The organism is Flintibacter sp. P01028, assembly GCF_041925235.1.
Classification (GTDB): domain Bacteria; phylum Bacillota; class Clostridia; order Oscillospirales; family Oscillospiraceae; genus Lawsonibacter; species Lawsonibacter aceti.
The window spans coordinates 95,277-118,946 of sequence record NZ_JBHEVC010000007.1 but is presented as its reverse complement, the minus strand read 5'-3'; the positions used below and the strand labels follow the sequence as shown (position 1 = coordinate 118,946).

At 56.8% G+C, this 23,670-nt stretch carries 23 protein-coding genes and 1 other annotated feature (1 of these 24 cut by a window edge); of the genes, 14 read left to right on the top strand and 9 right to left on the bottom strand.

Annotation, left to right across the window (positions count from 1 at the left end; all coding sequences use genetic code 11):
- Nucleotides 1–104 precede the first annotated feature (104 nt).
- From dnaN to rnhA, 10 genes are all read left to right on the top strand, one after another.
- Nucleotides 105–1,211, top strand: a complete 1,107-nt coding sequence (gene dnaN / locus ACEVJK_RS12305) for a DNA polymerase III subunit beta (protein WP_147572521.1) — start codon at nucleotides 105–107, stop codon at nucleotides 1,209–1,211.
- Nucleotides 1,212–1,254: 43 nt separating this feature from the next.
- Nucleotides 1,255–1,641 carry a hypothetical protein gene (locus ACEVJK_RS12300; RefSeq protein WP_340405895.1) on the top strand — a complete coding sequence of 129 codons (387 nt, stop codon included), beginning with the start codon at nucleotides 1,255–1,257 and terminating at the stop codon, nucleotides 1,639–1,641.
- Nucleotides 1,642–1,662: 21 nt separating this feature from the next.
- Entirely contained in the window at nucleotides 1,663–1,878 is a 216-nt protein-coding gene (locus ACEVJK_RS12295) for an RNA-binding S4 domain-containing protein (RefSeq protein ID WP_147572519.1), read from the top strand.
- A complete protein-coding gene (gene recF, locus ACEVJK_RS12290) occupies nucleotides 1,875–2,987 on the top strand; it encodes a DNA replication/repair protein RecF (RefSeq protein WP_147572518.1) in 1,113 nt (370 codons plus the stop codon). The genes ACEVJK_RS12295 and recF overlap by 4 nt, the downstream gene beginning before the upstream one ends.
- A gap of 506 nt (nucleotides 2,988–3,493) precedes the next feature.
- The gene (gene remB, locus ACEVJK_RS12285) at nucleotides 3,494–3,757 is read left to right on the top strand and encodes an extracellular matrix regulator RemB (RefSeq protein ID WP_147572516.1); all 264 of its coding nucleotides are present in this window, start codon (nucleotides 3,494–3,496) and stop codon (nucleotides 3,755–3,757) included.
- 103 nt (nucleotides 3,758–3,860) lie between these two features.
- Nucleotides 3,861–5,816, top strand: coding sequence for a DNA topoisomerase (ATP-hydrolyzing) subunit B (gyrB, locus tag ACEVJK_RS12280; protein WP_147572515.1), 1,956 nt, complete (start codon nucleotides 3,861–3,863; stop codon nucleotides 5,814–5,816).
- Between the two features lie 131 nt (nucleotides 5,817–5,947).
- The gene (locus ACEVJK_RS12275; RefSeq protein ID WP_340405896.1) at nucleotides 5,948–6,100 is read left to right on the top strand and encodes a hypothetical protein; all 153 of its coding nucleotides are present in this window, start codon (nucleotides 5,948–5,950) and stop codon (nucleotides 6,098–6,100) included.
- 26 nt (nucleotides 6,101–6,126) lie between these two features.
- A complete protein-coding gene (gene gyrA / locus ACEVJK_RS12270; RefSeq protein WP_262669552.1) occupies nucleotides 6,127–8,637 on the top strand; it encodes a DNA gyrase subunit A in 2,511 nt (836 codons plus the stop codon).
- Nucleotides 8,638–8,749: 112 nt separating this feature from the next.
- Nucleotides 8,750–9,133 carry an SHOCT domain-containing protein gene (locus ACEVJK_RS12265; protein WP_147572512.1) on the top strand — a complete coding sequence of 128 codons (384 nt, stop codon included), beginning with the start codon at nucleotides 8,750–8,752 and terminating at the stop codon, nucleotides 9,131–9,133.
- Nucleotides 9,134–9,170: 37 nt separating this feature from the next.
- The gene (gene rnhA, locus ACEVJK_RS12260) at nucleotides 9,171–9,608 is read left to right on the top strand and encodes a ribonuclease HI (protein ID WP_147572511.1); all 438 of its coding nucleotides are present in this window, start codon (nucleotides 9,171–9,173) and stop codon (nucleotides 9,606–9,608) included.
- 65 nt (nucleotides 9,609–9,673) lie between these two features.
- On the opposite strand, the gene ACEVJK_RS12255 is transcribed toward rnhA, so the two are convergent.
- From ACEVJK_RS12255 to ACEVJK_RS12245, 3 genes are read right to left on the bottom strand one after another with little or no spacing between them, the layout of a single operon-like run.
- Entirely contained in the window at nucleotides 9,674–9,868 is a 195-nt protein-coding gene (locus tag ACEVJK_RS12255; RefSeq protein ID WP_374740697.1) for a hypothetical protein, read from the bottom strand.
- Nucleotides 9,869–9,893: 25 nt separating this feature from the next.
- Nucleotides 9,894–10,103: a helix-turn-helix transcriptional regulator gene (locus ACEVJK_RS12250; RefSeq protein ID WP_147572509.1), complete on the bottom strand. Its 210-nt coding sequence runs from the start codon at nucleotides 10,101–10,103 to the stop codon at nucleotides 9,894–9,896.
- A gap of 4 nt (nucleotides 10,104–10,107) precedes the next feature.
- Nucleotides 10,108–10,422, bottom strand: a complete 315-nt coding sequence (locus tag ACEVJK_RS12245; RefSeq protein ID WP_186852952.1) for a DUF6442 family protein — start codon at nucleotides 10,420–10,422, stop codon at nucleotides 10,108–10,110.
- A gap of 52 nt (nucleotides 10,423–10,474) precedes the next feature.
- Between ACEVJK_RS12245 and ACEVJK_RS12240 the strand changes: the two genes are divergently transcribed.
- The 3 genes from ACEVJK_RS12240 to ACEVJK_RS12230 all read left to right on the top strand — a co-directional run bounded on the left by ACEVJK_RS12240 (nucleotide 10,475) and on the right by ACEVJK_RS12230 (nucleotide 12,894).
- Complete coding sequence (locus ACEVJK_RS12240; RefSeq protein ID WP_374740696.1) at nucleotides 10,475–10,693, top strand: hypothetical protein; 219 nt, start codon at nucleotides 10,475–10,477, stop codon at nucleotides 10,691–10,693.
- A 191-nt stretch (nucleotides 10,694–10,884) separates the two neighbouring features.
- Nucleotides 10,885–11,694: a MoxR family ATPase gene (locus ACEVJK_RS12235; protein WP_147572506.1), complete on the top strand. Its 810-nt coding sequence runs from the start codon at nucleotides 10,885–10,887 to the stop codon at nucleotides 11,692–11,694.
- Between the two features lie 3 nt (nucleotides 11,695–11,697).
- The gene (locus ACEVJK_RS12230; protein WP_374740695.1) at nucleotides 11,698–12,894 is read left to right on the top strand and encodes a VWA domain-containing protein; all 1,197 of its coding nucleotides are present in this window, start codon (nucleotides 11,698–11,700) and stop codon (nucleotides 12,892–12,894) included.
- 39 nt (nucleotides 12,895–12,933) lie between these two features.
- Here ACEVJK_RS12230 and ACEVJK_RS12225 read toward each other — a convergent pair whose 3' ends face one another.
- From ACEVJK_RS12225 to rpsO, 3 genes are all read right to left on the bottom strand, one after another.
- A complete protein-coding gene (locus ACEVJK_RS12225; RefSeq protein WP_374740694.1) occupies nucleotides 12,934–14,808 on the bottom strand; it encodes an LTA synthase family protein in 1,875 nt (624 codons plus the stop codon).
- 207 nt (nucleotides 14,809–15,015) lie between these two features.
- Nucleotides 15,016–17,166, bottom strand: coding sequence for a polyribonucleotide nucleotidyltransferase (locus tag ACEVJK_RS12220; RefSeq protein WP_147572503.1), 2,151 nt, complete (start codon nucleotides 17,164–17,166; stop codon nucleotides 15,016–15,018).
- A gap of 265 nt (nucleotides 17,167–17,431) precedes the next feature.
- Nucleotides 17,432–17,698 carry a 30S ribosomal protein S15 gene (rpsO, locus tag ACEVJK_RS12215; RefSeq protein WP_008982127.1) on the bottom strand — a complete coding sequence of 89 codons (267 nt, stop codon included), beginning with the start codon at nucleotides 17,696–17,698 and terminating at the stop codon, nucleotides 17,432–17,434.
- 377 nt (nucleotides 17,699–18,075) lie between these two features.
- On the opposite strand from rpsO, the gene ACEVJK_RS12210 reads away from it, so the two are divergent.
- Nucleotides 18,076–18,228, top strand: a complete 153-nt coding sequence (locus tag ACEVJK_RS12210; protein ID WP_186852948.1) for a ribbon-helix-helix protein, CopG family — start codon at nucleotides 18,076–18,078, stop codon at nucleotides 18,226–18,228.
- Between the two features lie 45 nt (nucleotides 18,229–18,273).
- Here the strand turns inward: ACEVJK_RS12210 and ACEVJK_RS12205 are convergent, their stop codons facing one another.
- The 3 genes from ACEVJK_RS12205 to ileS form a co-directional block, all read right to left on the bottom strand.
- Complete coding sequence (locus ACEVJK_RS12205; protein ID WP_147572501.1) at nucleotides 18,274–18,786, bottom strand: macro domain-containing protein; 513 nt, start codon at nucleotides 18,784–18,786, stop codon at nucleotides 18,274–18,276.
- Nucleotides 18,787–18,802: 16 nt separating this feature from the next.
- Nucleotides 18,803–20,167, bottom strand: a complete 1,365-nt coding sequence (locus ACEVJK_RS12200; protein ID WP_262669547.1) for a Na+/H+ antiporter NhaC family protein — start codon at nucleotides 20,165–20,167, stop codon at nucleotides 18,803–18,805.
- A gap of 346 nt (nucleotides 20,168–20,513) precedes the next feature.
- Nucleotides 20,514–23,291, bottom strand: a complete 2,778-nt coding sequence (gene ileS / locus ACEVJK_RS12195; RefSeq protein ID WP_374740693.1) for an isoleucine--tRNA ligase — start codon at nucleotides 23,289–23,291, stop codon at nucleotides 20,514–20,516.
- A 322-nt stretch (nucleotides 23,292–23,613) separates the two neighbouring features.
- Nucleotides 23,614–23,670 (bottom strand) — a binding site (T-box leader) (it continues 193 nt past the right edge of the window).

The following is a 23,670-nucleotide window of genomic DNA, read 5'->3' as shown; positions in this document are numbered from 1 at the left end:
CTTTCAGCCATCTTTCCACAATTTTTTCTCCTACGGCTAACTACTACGAAATATATCCTGTCCTCTCCCCTTCCGGGAGAGAGAAAGAGATCGGAGGAATCCATATGAAATTTTCCTGTGAAAAGGCCCTGCTGTCTTCCGCTGTTACCGTGGCCTCTCGGGCAGTGGCGGCTAAGAGCTCTATCCCCGCCATGGAGGGCATTCTCATCGAGGCCGGAGCACAGCTGAAGCTGACTGGTTATAATCTGGAAACTGGCATCCAAGCTACGGTACCGGCGGAGATCAAGGAGGGGGGTTCCCTGGTTCTCTCCGCCCGCCTGCTGGGGGAGGCCTGCCGGAAAATGCCAGATGATGTGGTGGTCTTTTCCTCACAGGGTTACTCGGTCAATATCAAATGCGGGATGTATGAAATCAACATCCTGGGCACCGATGCCGAGGAGTTTCCAGAACTGCCCTCAGTGGACCAGCAGAACTCTCTGGTGTTGAGCCAGCCTGTGCTCCGGTCCATGATTGCCCAGACTCTCTTTGCCGTCAGCGACAACGAGAGCCGCCCCATCCATACTGGCTCCCTCTTTGATGTGGAGGGCAGCCGCCTCACTGTGGTGTCTGTGGACGGTTATCGTCTGGCTCTCCGCCGGGAAGATGTAGAGGAAAAAACCGGGGCCGAGGCATTCTCCTTTGTGGTCCCCGGCTCCGCTCTTAACGAGGTGGAAAAAATCTGCTCCGGGGAAGAAAAGGTGACCATTATCCAGGGAGCCCGGCATATCCTGTTCCAGACCGGGGATATCCTTCTGGTCTGCCGCAGGCTGGAGGGAGAGTTTCTGCCCTATAAGAACGCCATTCCTCGAAATAACACGATTCAAGTGGAAGTGGAAGCTAAAGCACTCTTGTCCTCCATTGACCGGGTGTCCCTTATCATCAGCGAGAAGCTGAAATCTCCCCTTCGCTGCCTTTTTGGGGATGGGGTGGTAGATATTACGACAAAGACCGCCCTGGGCGACACCGCCGACCGGTGCCCTATTAGTGGCAACGGCGGCGGGCTGGAGATTGGATTTAACAACAAGTATCTGATGGACGCTCTGAAGGCCGCCCCCGCTGACAAGCTCCGGATGGAGTTTACCTCCGGTGTGGCCCCCTGTGTCATCCTGCCCGCCGAGGGGGAGGAGAAGTTCATTTATATGGTGCTGCCCGTCCGTTTGAAGGCCAATTAAAGACCGGGACCAAAAAACAGAGAGAACAGAAAGGAAGGATACCATGGAACAGAACGACCGATTGACGCTCTGGCAGAGGCATAAATCCTATTTCATCAATGTATTGGGATTTCTGGGATTTTTCCTTCTCATTTCATTCTGGATTCCCTTGGTGTTTTGGATATTTGGACACTATGTTGCCTGTATCCTTCTTATTTCAGCCAGCTACCTATGTAAAAAAGAGGGAAAGCAGGGCCTTGTGACAGGTATTACGGTCCTGGTCTGTATCGTAGCGATTGCTGGCTTTTTTCTGGTATATCAGACCTTGGGGCATGTTTATTCCAGAGAACATTGGAGCTTTTATCGATATGTAACAAGACACGCTGCTCTCCCCATCTTTTTGCTGCCTTGTATCGCTGCTGGAATTGCGGTATGGAAGCCAAAACAATAACCTTAGAAAGTTGAGGCCGCTATGGAATCTCATGAGGTCAAAATAAAAACTGAATTTATCAAGCTCCAGGATTTACTGAAGTTCGCCGGGGCGGTGGAGACCGGAGGCGACGCCAAGCTTATCATCCAGGAGGGACGGGTGACAGTCAACGGCGAGGTGTGCGAAATGCGGGGCAAAAAGCTCCGCCCCGGGGACCGGGCGGCCATCGACCACGCCCTTGAATTGGTGGTTACATGATCGTAAACGCCTTAGAGCTGGATTTTTTTCGAAATTATACCCATCTGGAGGCCTCCTTTGACCCGCGGGTCAACCTGATATATGGGGACAACGCCCAGGGAAAGACCAATCTGCTGGAGGCAGTCGCCTACCTCTCCGCCGCCCGGTCCCATCGGGCCCGCTATGACAGAGAGATGATCATGATGGGGATAGACTCCGCTTTTCTCAAAGGGGAGGTGGCCAGTCGGGACCGGGTGTTCACTTTGGAGGCCAAGCTGTTCCGGGGCCGAGGCAGACAGCTTTTTTCCAACGGCGTACGCCTTAAGACAGCCGGGGAGCTGGCCGGGATCCTGACCACGGTGTTGTTCTGCCCGGAGGACTTGTATCTTATCCGGGAGGGGAGCTCCGCCCGGCGCCGGTTTCTGGATGGGGCCATCTGCCAGCTCCGCCCTCGATACAGTCAGGCATTGGCAGAATATAACCGCCTTTATGACCACAAGACCCGCATTCTGCGAGACTGGCCGGAGAACCCATCTCTGCTTCAGACCCTGGATGACTTTAATCTGCGCCTAGCTCAGACCGGGGCCATCCTGATCCACTACCGGGCCCATTTTATCCGCCGGATGGAGAAACACGCCCCGGCCATCCACGCCGATTTTTCCGGCGGAAGGGAGCGGCTGGAACTGTCCTATGAAACAGTGTCCACGGTAACTGACCCCATGGCACAGCCCAGAGAGATCCTTCCCCAGCTACTGGCCCACCAGGAGAGCCACCGCCAGGCGGAGCTGGACGCCCGCCAGTGCTTGTCCGGTCCCCATAAGGATGATCTGGTGGTATCCATCGGTGGGCAGCTGGCTAAAACCTACGCCTCCCAGGGCCAGACCAGAACAGCGGTCCTATCCCTGAAGCTGGCCCAGCGGGAGATCTTTCAAGAGGAGACAGGAGAATGGCCAGTCCTGCTGTTGGACGACGTGCTGTCTGAGCTGGACTCGAAACGGCAGGCCTTTGTTCTTAACCGCATCCGTGGCGGCCAGGTATTTATTACCTGCTGTGAGGAGGAAAAACTGGAGGGGCTGGAGGGTGGTCGGGTGTTTCATATTCGAGACGGCTCTATTGTAACGAATATCTAAAACGGCGTATTTGCGCCGTCAAATCGAAGTCGCGGCGGCGGAAAATTTCCAGAGAGAAAATTTAATTTGTTCGGGGATTTTAATTTAAAAGGGCTCCGACAGGGCTTGATTCATAAGAAAGTTCATCATGTGCTGTATGGAGGAAGATACTGTGCTGCGGAACCTTATTTCGTATTGGCAGGAATTATCCAGCCCCTGGTTCGGCGGCGCTCTCTTTGGACATGGTGGACTGGTAGCCCTAGGACTGGTAGCTTGGCCGGCGGCGCTCTCCTATTCCCTTCAATTTTGGCTGTCTGTAAGGGGCCGAAAAAAAGGGAAGAAATTATCTCTATTGGTTAGCGGGGCTATTTTTTTGATTTGCTGGATTACATGGTATCTGCCCATAGGGGCAGATATGAGGGCAAAGCTGATTGTCATTCCGTCTATTGCATTTTTTTGGATGGTTGGCTGTGTATTTTATGAACTGCCAGCATTTTTGTGGTCAAGGAGAAAATAGGGAGTTTGTTATGTACTTGTATTTAGGCCAGTCCGTGGTACTTCCTCACCGGGAAATTTTGGCCATTTTCGATTTGGACAACGCCAGCTGGGCCTATAAGACCCGGGAATTTTTAGAGCGGGCAGAACGGGAGGGTCGGTCTGTCTGGCTTACCGATGACCTTCCCAGGTCCTTTATTTTAGCGGGGGACGGTAAGTCCCCTCCCACGGTCTATCTATCTTCTCTGTCCCCCTCTGCCCTGGTCAGCCGGGCAGAGCGAAATTCCTTTGAGTGATATTTTCTTTTTTTATTACGAAGAGTCAAGAGAGGAGAGGAAAGAGAGCGCCTCTTGCCCCTCCCGTCTTGACCCTTCCACCATATGAAACCGGAGGTAAATTATGTCTGAAGAACGAAACGAACTGAATGAGCTGAACACCACCCAGACCAACCACGAATATGGTGGCTCTGAGATCCAGGTGCTGGAGGGTCTGGAGGCGGTCCGCAAGCGCCCCGGTATGTATATCGGCTCTACCAGCGAGTCTGGCCTGCACCACCTGGTCTACGAGATTGTGGACAACTCCATTGACGAGGCTCTGGCGGGCTACTGCACGGATATCACAGTGACCATCAATCCTGGCAATACCATTACCGTCACTGACAACGGCCGGGGCATCCCGGTAGATATTCAGCCCCAGACCGGCCGGCCCGCCCTAGAGGTAGTCTTTACCATCCTCCACGCTGGCGGAAAATTCGGCGGCGGCGGGTATAAGGTGTCTGGCGGCCTCCATGGCGTGGGCGCTTCAGTGGTCAACGCTCTGTCCGAGTGGCTGGAGGTCCAGGTCCACAAGGACGGGCAGATCTATGAGATGAAGTTTTCCCGGGGTAAGATCACCCAGAGTATGAAGGTAGTGGGCAGGACTGATCACACCGGCACTACCGTCACCTTCAAGCCCGACCCGGAGATGTTTGACACCCTGGAGTATAACTATGAGACCCTGCACACCCGTATGCGGGAGGAGGCATTCCTCAACGCCGGCCTGCGCATCCAGACCGTGGACCTGCGGCCTGGCCAGGAGCAAGAGGACGACATGTGCTACGAGGGCGGCATTCGGGAGTTTGTTACCTTTCTGAATAAAAATAAGGACCCCCTTCACAACGACGTCATCTATATGTCTGGAGCCCGGGAGGACAGCATGGCCGAAGTGGCCATGCAGTATAACGACGGGTACAGCGAGGTGATGGTGTCCTTCGCCAACAACGTCCATACCCCTGAGGGCGGTATGCATGAGGAGGGCTTCCGCCGCGCTCTGACAAACGTGCTCAACGCCTACGGAAAGAAAATCAAGGTGCTGAAGGACGATGACAAGGTGTCCGGCGAGGACTGCCGGGAGGGCTTGACCGTGGTTATCTCCGTCAAGCTGACCGAGGCCCAGTTTGAGGGTCAGACCAAGGCAAAGCTGGGCAACAGCGAGATGCGTACTCTGGTCAACGCCATTGTCACCGAAAAGCTGGAGACCTATCTGGAGGAGAACCCCGCTGTGGGCCGGGCTATTCTGGATAAGGCCCTCACTGCCAATCGGGCCAGAGAGGCCGCCCGTAAGGCCAGAGAATCCATCCGCCGAAAGACCGCCCTGGGCGGGGCGGCCATGCCGGACAAGCTGCGGGACTGCAACGAGGCCAACCCGGAGCTCACCGAGATCTATATCGTCGAGGGCGACTCCGCCGGCGGCTCCGCCACCCAGGGCCGGGACAGCCGCTTCCAGGCGATCCTCCCTCTATGGGGCAAGATGCTCAATGTGGAGAAGGCCCGGGCGGACAAGGTATATGGTAACGACAAGCTCACCCCGGTAATCACCGCTCTGGGTGCCGGCATCGGAGAGGAGTTCGATTTGAGCAAGCTGCGCTACCACAAGGTTATCATTATGGCCGATGCCGACGTGGACGGCGCCCATATCCGCACCCTGCTGCTTACCTTCTTCTTCCGCTTCATGCGGCCCCTCATCGAGCACGGGTATGTCTACTCCGCCGTCCCTCCCCTGTACAAGCTGACACGGGGCAAGACCACCCGTGTGGCCTTCTCCGATGAGGAGCGGGATGCCATCTCTGCCGAGATGCGGGGGGGTAATCCCAATGTAAAGATTGATATCAGCCGCTTCAAGGGTTTGGGCGAGATGAACCCCCACGAGCTGTGGGAGACCACCATGGACCCGGAGAAGCGCACTCTGCGCCGCATCGAGCTGGACGATGCCGTTAAGGCCGACGAGACCTTTACTATTCTGATGGGTGAGAAGGTGGAGCCCCGGAAGGAGTTCATCGAGCGCAACGCCAGATATGCCGTCAATTTGGACTATTGATATGGAGCATATCATTTTGCTGGGAGCTCCCCTGCCCGGCACGGAGTCCGTCACACCGCCCAACGGCGCCTCCCTGGCGCTGGTCTTGTTCCTTACCTTTGCCGTACTCTAAGACCCTGCTGTGGGTTCGGATGAGGCGGCTTTGGCTGTGCCTGGTGTTTCTGCTGTGCGTCATCAACCTGTACCATCCCTATGAGACAGGATTTGCCCTGTTCTGCGCTCTGGCCTACCTGCTGGGTTCCCTGGCGGGTGTGGCCTGCGGCTGGCTCAGAAGGAGAAAATGAGCCTCTAACAAGGAGGAAATAAATTCATGAGCAAAAAACCACAATACGATCCCGAGGAGATTCGTTACCCGGACCAGCATATTGTTACCTCCCCCCTGGTACCGGAGATGGAACAGTCCTATATCGAATACGCCATGTCCGTCATCGTGGGACGGGCCCTGCCCGATGTCCGTGACGGCCTGAAGCCCGTCCACCGCCGCATCCTCTACGCCATGTATGAGGATAACTTGACGGCGGATAAACCCTTTAAGAAGTCCGCCACCTGCGTGGGCGATGTGCTGGGCCGGTACCACCCCCACGGTGACCAGTCCGTGTACGACGCCCTGGTCCGTCTGGCTCAGGACTTCTCCATGCGCTATATGCTGGTGGACGGCCACGGTAACTTCGGCTCCATCGACGGTGATCCCCCGGCTGCCTACCGTTACACCGAGGCCCGGATGTCCAAGCTGTCCGACGAAATGCTGAGGGATATTGAAAAGGACACGGTGGACTGGGACCCCAACTTTGACGAGAGCCGGAAGGAGCCCAAGGTGCTCCCCTCCCGCTTCCCCAACCTGCTGGTCAACGGTTCCTCCGGCATTGCCGTGGGCATGGCCACCAACATCCCTCCCCACAACCTGAAGGAGGTCATCGACGCCACCATTCGGGTGCTGGACGACCCGGAGTGTACCCTCTCCGATTTGATGGAGCACATCAAGGGCCCCGACTTCCCCACCCACGGCATCATCATGGGTCGGTCCGGCATTCGGGCGGCCTATGCCACCGGCCGGGGCCGGGTGGTGGTCCGGGCCCGCCATGAGTTTGAGGAGTTTGGCAAGGACCGCACCCGCATCATCATCACCGAGATCCCCTATCAGGTCAACAAGCGGATGCTGATCAAGAACATGGCCGATCAGGTGGAGGACAAGCGGCTGGAAGGCATCTCCGACATCCGGGACGAATCCGACCGGAACGGGATGCGTATTGTCATTGAACTAAAGCGGGATGCCAACCCCCAGGTGGTGCTCAACCGCCTGTTTGCCCAGACCCAACTCCAGACTACCTTTGCTATCAATATGCTGGCCCTGGTGGAGGTCAACGGCAAGCTCCAGCCCCGCATCCTCTCTCTGCGCCATATTTTGGACGAGTACATCTCCTATCAGGAGCAGGTCATTATCCGCCGCACCCGCTTCGACCTGAAAAAAGCCCAGGAGCGGGCCCATCTGCTGGAGGGCCTGCTGGTGGCCCAGGATAACATTGACGAGGTCATCCAAATCATCCGCTCCCGCTATGACGACGCCAAAGAAGCCTTGATGACCCGATTCTCCCTGGACGATGTTCAGGCCCAGGCCATTTTGGATATGCGGCTGAAGGCCCTGCAGGGTTTGGACCGGGAGAAGCTTCAAAACGAATATGAGGAGCTTGAGAAGCGCATCGACTACTTCAACCGCCTGCTGGCCAGCGAGGAGATGCTCCGGGGCGTGCTCAAGGACGAGCTGACCGCCATCCGGGACAAGTACGGAGACGAGCGGTACACTGAGATCCAGGATGTAGAGGACGAGATCGACATTGAGGACCTGATCGAGGAGGAGCAGTGTGTCTTTACCCTGACCCAGGCGGGCTATATCAAGCGCACCCCGGTCAGCGAGTACGCCGCCCAGTCCAAGGGCGGAATGGGAAAGAAGGGGATCACCACACGGGAGGAGGACTATGTGGTGGATGTGTTTACCGCCTCCACCCATGACTATATCCTGTTCTTTACCGACACGGGCAAGGTCTACCGAAAGAAGGGTTACCAGATTCCAGAGAGCGGCAAGACCGCCAAGGGGACCAATATCGTCAATATCCTCCAGGTGGAGCAGGGAGAGCGGATTCAGACCATGGTCCACTTCCGGGACTTCACCGAGGATGAGGTATACCTGTTTATGGTCACCCGGAACGGCACAGTAAAGCGTCTGGCTGCCTCCGCGCTGAAAAATATTCGGGCCAGTGGCATCCGGGCCCTCCGGCTGGACGAGGGGGATGAGTTGATCTCCGTCCGAGAGACCGACGGGAAGCAGAATATCCTCATCGCCACCCATGACGGTATGGCTGTGTGCTTTGACGAGAACGACGTTCGGGCTATGGGCCGGGACGCTGTGGGCGTCCGGGGCATCCGCCTTCGGGATGGGGACTATGTGGTAGGGGCCGCCCGTGCTGCCGAGGGCAAGTGCCTTCTATCCATTACAGAAAAGGGCTATGGCAAGCGGACCCCGGTGGAGGAGTACCGGATCACGAACCGAGGCGGCATCGGCATCAAAAATTATATGGTTACCGAAAAGACCGGGCCTGTGGTGGGCGTCAAGGTAGTGGACGGCTCAGAGGACCTGCTGCTGGTCACCCAGAGCGGCATCCTGATCCGTACTCATGTGGATGCCATCCGCACCGCCGGCCGGGCTACCCAGGGCGTCATCGTCATGCGCTTCAAGGAGGAGGGGGATCAGGTCATCTCCCTGGCCCTCACCGAGCGGGAGGAGCAGGCGGACGAGAATGAGCAGTCCCCCGTCAATCAGGAGTAAAAGCTCCAGTCGTAAGGAGGCCGCAAACCGACAGGAGAGGATGAACTTTCCAGTGGGCTATAACAGCCTTTATCGTCTGGAAAGGATCCGCGGGACAGGAGGCTAAGGAAACATGAGAAAACGGGTAACTTACCGCCCGGGCAAGGCACAGGGAGCCTTTGGAACGATATGGGGAGGCATCTTCGTCCTGATCGGGCTGTTTGTGGTAATCCCCACCTTTGGACCGTTTGGAATAATATGGACGCTGGGCGCTTTGGGAATCACTGTGATAAACGCCCTTCACGCGTTTGGAAAAAAGTATGTGGGCCCCGAGATCCGCATTGAAGAGGACAAAGAAGGAGAACCCGTTCCCTCTGACGAGTCCCACGACCATATCCAGTCCACCGCCCTGAACGCTAGGGAGCGGCTGGAGCAGCTCAAGACCTTGCGGGAGGCCGGGCTCATCACCCAGCAGGAGTACGACCAGAAGCGCCGGGAGATCGTGGAGGAGCTATAAAAGCCTTCCCACAGGGGAAGGCAGCGATAGGAGAACTATGAAAACTGTTACCATCTACACGGACGGAGCCTGCTCCGGCAATCCAGGACCGGGGGGCTGGGGGGCAATCCTGATGTACGGCCCCCACAAAAAGGAGATGTCCGGGGGCGAGGCCCATACCACCAATAACCGTATGGAGCTCACTGGGGTTATCACTGCCTTGGAGGCTCTCAAGGAACCCTGTGTTGTGGAGCTGTGGTCTGACTCTAAATACGTTATCGATGGCCTGGACAAAGGCTGGGCTAAAGGCTGGCGGGCCCGGGGCTGGATAAAGAGTGACAAAAAGCCCGCCTTGAATCCAGACCTCTGGGGCCGTCTGCTGGATCTGTGCGACTACCACACCGTCCACCTCCATTGGGTCAAGGGACATGCGGAAAATCAATATAACAACCGCTGTGATGAAATGGCGGTAGCGGAAAGTCAAAAGTACAGGTAAGGAAGGCTCCTTGATAAAAAACGATTAGACAAGTGATGGAAGCACCAATAAAAAGAGACGTCTGCTTATCCAGACGTCTCTTTTTTGTCGATTTGTTCCGATTTGTCAGAATACTGGTCCGGATGGCAAAGAAAACGATTTCCACAGGTGGCGCATCCCCGGCCGCACCCCCGCTTTTTTCCATAGTCATTGTACAACAGGACCGCGATGGGGATACCAATGACCCCGATGGAAAACAGGGCTACAGCAAAATATTCCATAGAAGTCGCACCCTCCTCAAAGCCGTCAGTCAAAATAAAAAAGGTCCTCAAATTTTTTGTCTAAGGCGATGCTCAGGACCAGAGCCAGCTTGGCCGTAGGGTTGAACTGCCCTGTTTCGATAGAGCTAATGGTCTGGCGGGATACACCCACCAGCTTGGCCAGTTCTCCCTGGGACAGATTTTTTTCCGCACGGGCTATCTTCAGCCGGTTCTTTAAGATCAGCTGGTCATCCATTTTATCACCGCCCCTGTGTAAAATATCTTACCAGACAGAATACCAGAAATGCAAGAGAAATAAGCCCAGTGATGATATCGGAAATGTTTTTTCGCTTGGTCAGCCGGTACACTCGGCTGCCCACACAACTGGCCCAAAACATGGCTAACACCTGGCTGCTAGGCAGGTCGTGGAGCCGATTATAGATGAGAATGACCAGCCCAACCAGAAAGACGAAAATCAGAGAGAAGGACTCCCCTTCCACTTGGACGGTGCGTTCCATCTCATCTTGGCGCATGTTTTCCTTCCTGCTTTTTTCTAAAATTTTCTCTTTGTCCATAACGTTCCTCCATCTCCCCTGTGGGACGTTTTCTGATTTGAGGCCCCGGCTTATGGAGAGAGCATATCACATAGAAATTTTTATGTCAAGTATACTTATCAAAAAAATAATAAAACTTGTCAAAATGGAGTGGGGTTATCCTCTACTGGTTAGGGAGATTGACAACTTACAGAGGCAGCTGGTATTCCCAAAAGGATATCTGTCCCGGATTGCCCTTACAGCCTTAGAGAGGGAACGCGGCGCCGTTTGCAAGGTCAGAGCAGCAGAATAAAAATTTCTCCACAGGGGGAATTTATTTTAATTTCTGACCATTTTTTTGGCAAGAAATAGGTGCAGTTTTGGGGAGGTCAGGTGATTCTAGGTAATTTCAGGGAAAGGGGTTGCTTTTCTCTGCAAAAGACTATAAAATTCGGAGCATAGACTACACAGGCCCGAATCCCCGGGCCGGGAAGGATATTTGGAATGAAGGAATTTAGAGGAAGTCAGAATTATGTGGCCTCGGAGGAGCTGCTCCGGGCGGCCAATATCGCCATGGTGCTCCAGAAGCCCCTGCTCATTAAGGGGGAGCCAGGTACCGGAAAAACTATGTTGGCCGAGGCCATCTCCCAGGCGCTGGGGAAAAAGCTCATCATCTGGAACATCAAGTCCACCACCAAGGCCCAGGACGGCCTGTATGTCTACGACGTAGTCCAGCGGCTCTACGACAGCCAGTTTGGTGGACAGGGCGTGGACGATATCGAGAAGTATGTCAAGCTGGGCAAGCTGGGCGAGGCGTTTACTGACGAGGAACAGGTCATCCTCCTCATCGACGAGATCGACAAGGCGGACCTGGAGTTCCCCAATGACCTGCTGTGGGAGCTGGACCGGATGGAGTTTTATATCCCGGAGACAGGGCGAACGGTCAAGGCCAATCACCGGCCGGTGGTTATTATCACCTCCAACGCGGAGAAGGAGCTGCCCGACGCCTTTCTGCGCCGGTGTGTGTTCCACTATATCGAGTTCCCCGACAAGGAGCTGATGGCAGATATCGTCCGGGTCCACTTCCCGGACATCGACAACAAGCTGCTTACCCAGGTGTTGGAGGCATTTTACAAGATCCGCTCCCTGCCCACCATTAAGAAGAAGCCCTCCACCAGTGAGATTATCGACTGGATTCAGGCCCTTCAGCACGGCGGCGTCAATGTGGATAAAATCGTCAAGGAGGTCCCCTATCTGGGGGTGCTGCTGAAGAAAAACGAGGACATCGATACGCTTCGGCGGCAGTGGCGGTGAGCCATGTTTGAGGATTTTCTGTATCTCCTGCGGAAGAACGGCCTAAAGGTGTCCCTCACTGAGTGGATGGCCCTGGTGGAAGCCATGGACAAGGGGCTCCACAGCTCCAGTTTCACGGGCTTTTACCACCTGTGCCGCTGTCTTCTGGTGAAAAGCGAGGCGGACTTTGACACCTTCGACCGCTGCTTTCTGGAGTATTTTAAGGACGTGCCCTTCCAGCAGGAGGTGTCTCAGGAGCTGCTGGATTGGCTGAACAGGCCCGAGGTGTTGTCCGACTACGCCAGCTGGGATGAGGAACAGGCGCTGAAAAACCTGGGCTTCTCCGAGGAGGAGATCGAGCGGATGCTGAAGGAGCGTATGGAGGAGCAGACCGAGGAGCACAACGGGGGGCGTTATTGGGTAGGAACCCACGGGATGTCCACCTTTGGAAACTCTGGACTGTCCCCCAAGGGCATTCGAGTAGGGGGCCAGAGCATGTACCGACGGGCTTTCCGGGTGGCCGGGGAGCGGAAGTTTCGGGATTTCCGCCGGGATAACACCCTGGATACCCGGCAGTTCCAGGTGGCCCTACGGAAGCTGCGGCAATTCTCCGGGCTGGTGGACCTCCCCCCCACGGAGTTCGACGTGGACAACACCATCAAAGACACCGCCGACAATGGCGGCGTGCTGAAGGTGCGATACAAGCGGCCCAGGGAAAACACGGTGAAGGTGCTTCTTTTGATGGACTCCGGGGGGTCTATGGACTATTACAGTCAGCTCTGTTCAGCTCTGTTTCAGGCGGTGTCCAAGTCGGGCCATTTCAAGGATCTGAAGGTGTACTATTTTCACAACTGCATCTATTCTCGACTGTATCAGGACCCCATGCTCATGAGCCGAAACTCAGTGCAGACAGATTGGGTGCTGTCCAATATCCCCAGCGACTATAAGCTGATTCTGGTGGGGGATGCCCAGATGGCGCCCCATGAGCTGCTGGGCGGCTACTACGGCGGCAGTCGGGAGGACGGGCCCAAGTGTGGCATGGACTGGCTGCGGCTGCTGAAGGGACGCTTTGGCCATACGGTATGGCTCAATCCCAGTGAGCGGCCGGGGTGGGGCCAGTACTGGTGCCAGACCTATGATGCCATTTCCCAGGAGTTCCCCATGTTCCCCTTGACAGTGGACGGCCTGGAGGAGGCCATGAAGAAACTCCTTGTTCGGTAATCAAAAAGGCCCCCGCCTGATATCAGGCGGGGGCCTTGTCTATTCAACGGGGAGGAGCTGGTTCTCTCTGAAATATTCGGCGGACAGAAACTGGTCCAGCAAAGCCTGATCCTCAGGCGCTAGTATATCAGTGAGCTGGCCGTCCACCAGATAGAGCCCCTGGGTGTGGACCAGGGGGGTGACGGCCCGGACCTGCCTGGACAGCTCCATAAAGCCGGGGCCAGTCCAGCCGCACTGGTCAAAGAGCTCTGTCATCAGGAAGCAGGGGGAGAAGTCTCCCCCGTCCCCCACAAAGTCCCGGCCCAGGGTCTCCTTGGCGGCAGAGTTGGCCCAAATCACATAGGGGGTGGCATAGTAGTCATAGAAGCCGTCCAGGGTGGACAAATCAAAGGTGGCCCCCATCTCAATATAGGCGGAGTTGCCGTTGCCGCCCCAGGGCTTGTGGTCGCCGAACAGGACCAGCACCACCGGCTCCTCCATCTCCTCCAGCCCCTGGACGAGAGTGGTGAGGGCCTGAAGGGTCTCGGCCACGCCGTTGAGATAATTGTTCCAAATATTACAGCTCTCCTGACTTAGACCGGAGCCCTCTGGGGTGAGGTGCCGGGGCCCGGAGGGCAGCTCGGTGCTGTATGGGCCGTGGTTCTGGTAGGATACAGAGAAGGAGAAGCAGGGGCCGCTCTGGACGCGCTCCTTCATCTGGGCCAGCAGCTCCTGGACCAACAGGGGGTCGGAGTGCCACTGGGCGAATACCGGGTCCACCAGCTCCCCATAGTGGTTCTCTGTGAACCAGTATTCCTCAAAGCCCAGGTACTGGTTCACGTTCTGGCGGTTGTAAAACCAGCCGAAGCCGGGGTGGCTGCCAAAGGTCTGATAGCCCTGGTCCTTCAAATACCACACATAGGAGTCGGTGTCCTTCCAAAACTCATCATGGGTGGAGTAGCCGGTGAGGAAGGCCCACTCGCTGTCCACCGTGCCCCCGGCAAAGATGTTGGTCAGCAGGTCGCCGGAGATGGACTGGGCCTCCAGCTGGTGCCAGGGGGCATAGACCTGGGTCACCCCCTCCTGCCCGGCCAGGGCGTCGAAGTCGGTGAGGTCACAGAAGGCCTCCAGCATGATTCCCATGACCGATACCTTCTGACCCTCCGGGATGCTCTGGTCCTCGTACTGCTGAAGCAGGCTGTCGGCCTCCTCTTTGTCGTAGTTTTCCGGTGGGGTTGGAAGCATATCCCGGAAGGAGTGGAGAAAGGGGTACAGTCCACCCTTGGACAGATAGACCTCCACATCGGACCAGGCGTAACGGATGGCCTGGGTGGGAGTCTGGTCATAGACAGTGGGGTTGAGGTAGAGGGACACAAAGGCGACGCCAATCAAGGCCAGACAGGACAAGGCGCCGAAGGTCCGCTCCCGCCAGCCCTGAATGCCATGGGGCATAAGGAAGATGGTAAAGAGCAGTCCGGCCACAAAGCAGAACAGGGCAAACCACACCAGCCAGGTCAGGTCCAGTGTGTAGTTGCCCACGATACCCCCGGCCTCTGCCGCCAACAGCAAGTCAGTGGCCAGCAGGGGGTCCGACCGGAGCCGGATCTTGAAGTAGTTGGCCAGAGCGATGGCCAAAACGGGCAGAAAAGTACAGATAAAGGCGGCCCAGCTCCGGCGGAACAGGAAGTAGAACAGCCAGATCAGCAGGACAGGAGGCAGAAGATTCAAGAACATGAGCAAGGGGCTGGAAAGATAGGCGCCCAGCAGATGCCAGGAGTTCAGACTGACATAGGCGGTAGCGGAAAAAAACAGGGAAAGGCCGCCGACGCAGCACCCCATTCCCGTCAGGGCCAGGGCCAGCCAGATGGTGTGAGCCCGGCCGCAGTGCTCCTGGGAGCCGTCGGGCAGTCGCATGATGGTAAGCAGCGTTTTCATTGGGAGGCACCTCTTACTATGGGGAGAAAAGGCCGGGTGGGAGAGAACGGCCGTGATTTTGGTCCCCAAATGACACTCCGTGTGGGAATTGTTGATATTATAGCACATATTTTGGAAAAGTAAAAGAAAACTCCCTCTGTGCTTTGAGGGAAAAGCAACGAGGTGGACAGCTTTGCTGTCCACCTCGTTTAAATGGTAAGAACAGATTTATTTGATGGGCTCGCCGGATTCTTTTCTGGCGCGGATCTCACGCAGGGCGTCCTTATAGGACAGGTTGACCCGGCCCTTGTCGTCAATTTCAGTGACCTTGACCCAGATCATATCGCCGATGTTGACCACGTCTTCCACCTTGTCCACCCGGTGCTCGGCCAGCTTGGAGATGTGGACCATGCCGTCCTTGCCAGGAGCCAGCTCCACAAAGGCGCCGAACTGGAGGATGCGGACCACCTTGCCGTAGTACAACTCACCCACCTGGGGGACAAAGACGATGGTCTCGATCATCTTCTTGGCGGCGTCGCAGGCCTCGGCGTTGGGGGAGGCGATGTGGATGGTGCCGTCATCCTCAATGTCGATCTGGGCGCCAGACTCGGCGGTGATCTTCTGGATGACGGAGCCGCCCTTGCCGATGACCTCACGGATCTTGTCGGGATCGATCTTGACGGTGATCATCTTGGGGGCGTACTTGCTCACCTCGGCCCGGGGGGCGGAGATGCAGGGCAGCATGATTTCGTCCAGGATGGCGAACCGGGCGTCACGGGTGATGTCCAGTGCCTCCTTAATGATCTCATGGGTCAGACCGTCGTTCTTCAGGTCCATCTGGATGGCGGTGATGCCGGCCTTTGTACCGGCCACCTTAAAGTCCATCTCGCCGTGGAAGTCCTCTACGCCCTGGATGTCGATGAAGGTAGTAAAGCCGCCGTTGTCGTCCTGGATCAGACCGCAGGAGATGCCGGCCACAGGGGCCTTGATGGGTACGCCGGCGTCCATCAGAGCCAGAGTGGAGCCGCAGATGGAGCCCTGGGAGGTGGAGCCGTTGGAGGACAGCACCTCGGACACTACACGGATGGCGTAGGGGAACTCCTCCACAGAGGGGAGCACAGGCACCAGGGCCCGCTCGGCCAAGGCGCCGTGGCCGTACTCCCGGCGGTTGGTGGAGCGGGGGGCACGGGCCTCGCCCACGGAGTAGGGGGGGAAGTTGTAGTGGTGCATATACCGCTTCTCTTCCTCTTCCCAGATGGTGTCCAGCTTCTGGCTGGCGGCCAGAGTGTTCAGGGTACACACGGACAGCACCTGGGTCTGGCCCCGGGTAAACAGGCCGGAGCCGTGGACCCGGGGCAGGACGCCCACCTCGGCGGCCAGGGGACGGATCTCGTTTTTGGCGCGGCCGTCCACACGGTGGCCCTCCAGCAGCCAGGCCTTGACGATCTTCTTCTGGAACTTATAGGTGAACTCTTCCAGGTACTGGTCCATATCCGGATACTCCTCCAGATACTTCTCGTGCCACTTGTCGATCATGGCGTTCCAGCGGGTCTCCCGGACATTCTTGTCGTCGGTGTCCATGGCCTCCTTGGCCTCGTCCATGAACTCGTCCACGATTTTGTCGAACAGCTCCTGGTTGAACTGGGCGTGGTCATACTCCATCTTGGGCTTGCCGATCTCGGAGACGATCTGGTCAATAAAGTCGATCTGCTTGCGGATCTCCTCGTGGGCCTTCACGATGCCGGCGTACATGATCTCGTCGGGGATCTCGTCGGCGCCGGCCTCGATCATGACCACCTTTTCCCGTGTGGCGGCCACAGTGACGTCCATGCGGCTGGTCTTGCGCTGCTCCTGATTGGGGTTCAGGACAATCTGGCCGTCACAGTAGCCCACCTCCAGACAGCCGATGGGGCCGGCGAAGGGGATCTCAGAATAGCTGACGCAGGCGGAGGCGCCGATCATGGCGGCCACCTCGGGGGAGCAGTCGTAGTCCACACTCATGACAGTGCACTGAATGCACACGTCGTTGCGGAAGTCATAGGGGAACAGGGGACGCATAGGCCGGTCGATCAGGCGGCTGGCCAGCACGGCGGGCAGAGAGGGGCGGCCCTCCCGGCGCATAAAGCTGCCGGGAATGCGGCCCACGGCGTATAACTTTTCCTCAAACTCCACGGACAGGGGGAAGAAGTCGATGCCGTCCCGGGGACGGGGGGACACCGTGACCGCCACATGGACCGTGGTGTCACCGTACTTGACCCAGGCGGCGGCGGAGGCCAGCTCGGTGGTCTTACCCACTTCAATGGTCAGAGGCCGGCCGCACAAGTCCATGGTCCAGGTCCTGTACTTGGGGAACTGTTTGTGCTTGATGATAGTTGACATCTCGGATTCTCCTTTGTTTCAAATTTTTCCGAACGTCCAACAACTCTTTAGCACTTGAATACAGGCCGAAACGGATAGGATCGAGCCAGAAAGTTCCTTTCCTGGGTTCTCGCCTTCGCCCCGGTCTAAGCACCCCTGCTGGGAAATTCGGCGCTTCGGCTCATATTCAACTGCTAAAAAAGTGCGGGAAATTCGGAGTTTTCGTTTGGTTTTATATGCGAACATAGGGCAGCACGCGGAACGCGCTGCCCTATGCGGCATAAACTTATTTTCTAATGCCCAGCTTGGCGATAATAGCGCGGTACCGCTCGATGTCCTTGGCCATCAGGTAGTCCAGCATCTTGCGGCGCTTACCGACCATTTTCAGCAGACCGCGGCGGGAGTGGTTATCCTGCTTGTGGACCTTCAGGTGCTCGGTCAACTCGTTGATGCGGGCGGTTAGAATGGCGATCTGGACCTCGGGGGAGCCGGTGTCAGTGGGATGGGTGCGGTTGGCCTCAATAACGGCCGTCTTTTCGTCCTTGCGAATCATGAAATTTCCACCTTTCTTAATTGCGGCATACTACTTTCCCGTCTAACGGTAAAGCCGCTTGTTGTTTTACCCTAAGGGCTGGGTAGCGGGCGGGCAGAACCCCGCGCACCTGCGCAGGCCATATCCCGGAACCAAGCCAGTGGGCATACCGACGCATTCTCATGCTGGGTTAATATATCACAATTTTCCCCCTATGTAAAGAAAAAAGTCCCGTATTCCAAGGAAATTTTTTATCTTTTCCCAGATCCGCAAGATGTAGTGGTCCTGCTGCCCGCCAGAGGCGAAGAGTTGAAGCGTAAAAATAATGCGAAATAATACAAAGTCATGCGACCGACGGAGCCTCCATTTCGGTATGATAGAAAAAAGGAGGTGATCCTGTGGCCAAGTCAGACGCTCAGATCAGCCTACGGCTGTCCAAAAAGCTCAAGGAGGAGTTAACGGCCCAGGCCAAGCGGGAACGGCGCAGCGTCACCGCTCTGATCCTTCGGGTGATGGAGGAGTATCTGAAGAACAGAGAAAGCGAAAAATAGCCTAAAAACAGCGGAAGGACCAATTTATTGGCCCTTCCGCTGTCTTTAGTTCTCTGGACAAAGCTGGCGCAGCACAGCCTGAGCTTGGGCCAGTATCTGGGGGGTGTAGAGGACCAGGGACACATCTAACTCTGGATGTTTGGCTTCAAATTTCAGGATCGCTTTTTCTGCTACTGTGAGGGCCTCCATTCTGGGTAGATGAAAGGCTCCGGAAAAGACCAGGGGGAAGGCCAGAGTTCTGCACCGGCACATCAGGGCTTGCTGCATGGCGTGGCGGTAGCAAGCCTCCATCAGCCGCTTTCCAGTTCGCAGGTCCCCCATCCACTCACCCAGGGCCACATGGATGATATACTTACAGGGAAGACCGAAGGACGGGGTGACTACTGCCGTACCCACAGGACAGCGGCGCAGTTTTTTGCAGGCGGCAGTAAGGGCCCTGGTATCAGCGGCGGCAAAAATGGCATCGCAGATGCCGGGAGACCGACGCAGATCGGGGGAGGCGGCATTGACGATGGCATCTGTCTCTATTTTGGTAATGTCACCAGTGAGTAGTTTCATAGGGTAAGACCTCCTGTCACAGTAAGAATCCGCACAGCAGATAGCCTGCCGCAGCGATGGCGGCGGCCAGCATGGCATAGGGAAACTGGGAAAGGGCGTGGTCCATATTTTCCATTTTACAGCAACTGGAGGTAAGAACGGTGGCGTCGGAGTAAAAGCAGGCGTGGCTGCCTAATACTGCTCCAGATACCACGGCTCCCATAACAACCAGCAGATTGGCGTCCAGAGAAACGGCTAAGGGCAGGATAACGGGGACCACGATAGCGGGGATGCCCCACACACTGCCAGTGGAAAAGTTGAGGGCGGCTACCACCAGGAAGGTAATACAAGGAAAAAATTCTGCGCTCATAAAGGGCTGAACCAAATTAATAATGTAGGGAGCAATGCCGATTTCGTTCATGGCCTCCTGCATGACAAAGGCAAAGTAAATGATGGCCACGGTGGGGATCATATTGCAGAAGCCGTGCATGGCCAAGTCGCAAGCCTTGGACAGGGACATGATCCGCTGGGGGACATACAGGAGCAGGCAGATAGCGATGGCAGCTATGACGGCCAGAAACAGCTCACCCCCCACGATAGCCAGGACGATGAGTACGCCGATGGGAATGACGAAGTTCCATACATTGCCCTGTATATCAGGGGCATCATCCTCGCCCTCCAAGTTCATCAGTTCGCTCTCTGGGGAGTAGACCGCTCCGGTCTTCGCCGCCCGCTGGTAGGCCGCCCGCATCTTGCCCATAGGTGGGATGACGGACAGGGCGAACAGGGGCACGATGACCACAGCGGCGATAGCATAAAACACAAAGGGAATGACCCGGTAAAAGGTAGAGATGCCGCTCCCGTAGCCCAGCTCTGGGACGCCGGCCTCAGCAAAGAAAAGACCGGAAAAGAATACCGCCCAAGTGGAGAAGGGAAGCAGAGCGCAGACCGGGGCGCCGGTGGAGTCGATAACATAGGAGAGGGCCTCCCTGGGGATACGGTGTTTGTCCGTTTCCTTTTTCATGCAGATGGATAGAGTCATGATGTTGAGATAGTCGTCTACAAAAATCAGGATGCCCATAATCCAAGTGATAATCAGTGTGCTTTTTGGCCCACGGCACAGCTTGTCCAGTATTTTGGAAAAGCCCATGGTGCCGTGGGAGGCCCCCAGGAGGGCAATGAGGCTGCCAAACAGTAGACAAACCATAAATACCCACTGGTGGTCATAGCTGGTGGCCACCCGGAAAAAGGCGTCCATCCAGCCGAAGATAAATTTGGGTCCATCAATGATCAGATAGGCAACCAGGGTACCCGCGATTAGGGGCTCCAGAGTTCGTCGGGTTTTTAATGCGATAGCCACCACTGTTACGATGGGCAGCAGGGTCAAGATGCCGTGATCCATATGAGGTACCTCCCTCTGTTTGGCACAAGTATAGTGTCAGAGGGATTAAGGAGGGCAAAGAGTTTGTCCGGAGGCATTAAAATAAAATAAGGAGGCGCCTGTGGAGTGAAGGGAAGGACTAGGGCAGTCCGATGATACGGCCGGTGTTATGGCGTAGCGGTGGATGATTGGGGTCTCCTGAGGGGAGAGTACGACTTGGGCGGAATAGACTCATGGACAAAAGAAAAAAGTTGCCTGGACATCCGTCCAGGCAACTTTTTTCTTTCCAGTTCCATTGCGCTTCCTGCGTGAAGCGATCATTATTTGAAGGTGCGGCGCAGAAGAACGAATCGAGAGGGGGTGGCTGTTAAAGCGCCTCAAAAGAGGTAGACTTTGCGATGACGCCTGCGCATCTGGGGCAGAGTGTGGGATGAGCCATATCGGCACCCACCAGGGGATGGTGCTTCCAGCAGCGCTCACACTTCTGACCGGCGGCCTCGGACACAGAGACAGCCAGCTCGCCGCCCACCGTGATCTCCACCTGGGAAACGATGAACAGGTCGGCCAGGAGGGCGCTGTCCATCTCGGCCAGGAAGGCGTCCTCGGACGGGACGGTGAGGGCCACGTCGGCCTCTAGGCTCTTACCGATCTTCTTCCCGTTCCGGGCTGCCTCCAGAGCGACGTTGACCGCGTCCCGGACGGCAATGATCTTATCCCACTGGGCCATCTGCTCCTGGGTGAGGGCATAGTCGGCAAAGGGCTTGTTCATCTCGTTGAGAAGCACGTTCCGGCCGTCGTCCTCCGCCCGGTGGGGCATGGCCAGCCAGATCTCGTCGCAGGTGAAGGCCAGGATGGGGGCAAACAGCTTGGTCATGGTGTCCAGGATAAGGAACAGGGCGGTCTGGGCGGAGCGGCGCTCCAGGCTGTCCTTGCCCTCGCAGTACAGCCGGTCCTTGATGATGTCCAGATAGAAGGAGGACAGCTCCACCACGCAGAAGTCATTGATGGCGTGGGACACCACATGGAACTCGTACTCATCATAGGCGGCGAAGCACTTTTCAATGAGCTGGTTCAGCTTGGTAACGGCCCAGCGGTCCAGCTCCAGCATCTCCCCAGGCTGGACCAGGCAGTTGGGGTCAAACCCATCCAGGTTGCCCAGGCAGTAGCGGGCGGTGTTGCGGAACTTCAGATAATTCTGACTGAGCTGCTTGAAGATATTGTCCGAGCAGCGCACGTCCACATGGTAGTCGGCGGAGCCGGCCCACAGGCGAATCAGGTCGGCGCCGTACTTCTTAAAGATGTCGGCGGGGTCCACGCCGTTGCCCAAAGATTTGTGCATGGCCTTACCCTCGCCATCCACGGTCCAGCCGTGGGTGACGCACTCCTTAAAGGGAGCGCCCTGGCCCAGAGCGCCCACGGCGGTGAGCAGGCTGGACTGGAACCATCCCCGGTACTGGTCCAGGCCCTCCATATAGACGGTGGCGGGCCAGAAGCCCTGGTCCTTCTTCATGGAGGCGTAGTGGGTGGAGCCGGAGTCGAACCACCCGTCCAGAGTGTCCTCCTCCTTGGTAAAGCCTGCTTTGCTCCCACAGTGGGGACAGGAGAAGCCGGCAGGCAGAATGTCAGCGGCCTCCATCTCGTACCAGGCGTTAGAGCCCTTCTCACCAAAGAGCTTGGACACGGGGGAGATGGTGTCGTCGTTGCAGATGGGCTTGCCGCAGTCCTGACAGTAGAACACGGGGATGGGCAGACCCCAGCGGCGCTGGCGGCTGATGCACCAGTCGGCCCGCTCCCGGATCATGGACTTCATCCGGTCAATGCCCCAGCCAGGGATCCACCGCACGTCGTCGCAGGCGGCCACGGCCTGCTCCTTGAAGGCGTCTACAGAGCAGAACCACTGGGGGGTAGCCCGGAAAATGATGGGATTCTTGCAGCGCCAGCAGTGGGGGTAGGAGTGGACGATGTCCTCGCTGGCGAAGAGGGCGCCGCTCTCCTTCATATCGGCCAGAATGACGGGATTGGACTCCTCGGTCTTCATGCCGGCGTATTTTCCAGCGTAATCGGTGTGGCGGCCCCGGTCGTCCACGGGCACCACCATCTCGATTTTGTAGCGTTTGCAGGTCTCGTAGTCGTCTGCGCCAAAGCCGGGGGCGGTGTGAACACAGCCGGTGCCTGAGTCCATAGTGACATACTCGGCGGTGCAGAGCTGGCTGGTCTTGTCCAGGAAGGGATGCTGGGCCAGCATATACTCAAAGTCAGCGCCCTTGAACTGCTTGACGATCTCATAATTCTCAAAGCCGCCGATCTTCATCACCTTGGCGCACAGGGCCTCGGCCATAATATACATTTCGCCGTTGTCCGCCTTTACCAGCACATAGCTCTCCCGGGGGTGAACAGCGATGGCCAGGTTGCCGGGCAGGGTCCAGATGGTGGTGGTCCAGATCACAAAGTACATTTTGGACAGATCGCCGTACTGACTGAGCTTGCCCAGATCGTCCCTGACCTGGAATTTGACATATACGGTGGTACAGGGGTCGTCCTGATACTCGATCTCCGCTTCGGCCAGGGCGGTCTCATCCTTGGGGCACCAGTACACAGGCTTCAGGCCCTTATAGATGTAGCCTTTCTTGTACATCTCGCCAAAAACCTTGACCTCCTCTGCCTCGAAGCCGGGGTCCATTGTGAGGTAGGGGTTCTCCCAGTCCCCCACCACGCCCAGCCGCTTAAAGCCCTCCCGCTGGATATTCACATACTTCTGGGCGTAGTCGTGACAGGCGGTGCGGAATTCGGGGACGCTCATCTGCTTGCGGTTGAGTTTCTGCTCCTTGATGATAGCGGACTCGATGGGCATACCGTGGTTGTCCCAGCCGGGGATATAGGGGGTGTAGCGGCCCCGCATGGCCGCGGCCCGGACCATGAAGTCCTTGATGGACTTGTTCAGAGCGTGGCCCATATGCAGATTGCCGTTGGAGAAGGGAGGGCCGTCGTGCAGGGAGAACAGGGGCTTGCCCTCGTTCTTCTTCAGCAGCTCGTGATACAGGTCCAGCTTCTCCCAGCCCTCCAGCATACCGGGCTCCCGGGCGGGCAGTCCGGCCCGCATGGGGAAATCGGTCTTGGGCAGGTTGATGGTCTTGTTGTAGTCCATTGGTTTGCTTCCTCCTATTTCAGGTCTTTTTTAGACTTTTCTATCAGATTACATAGGAATGTGACTAAGCCGCAGTGCCGGCAGAGCATCGTATGGGGAAATTGGGGAAACGGGTCCCGGGTAAACATACTGGTGGTATCGTCACCGTGGGGCCCCAGCTCCACCACGTCCGTCGGACCGCGGAAAAACCGTAATTCCTGTTGAGTCCAGAAGGGGTATTTTTAGGTGTGCATCGTCCCCTCCTCCATAGGGCGTCCACATTGGGGGCAGTTCATAGAAGCCGCTCCTTTCAAAAAAGAAAACGCCTCTGTCCCCCGAAAGAGACAAAGGCGAAACATCCTCTGCGGTACCACTCTTCTTGCCGTGGGAAAAGACCACG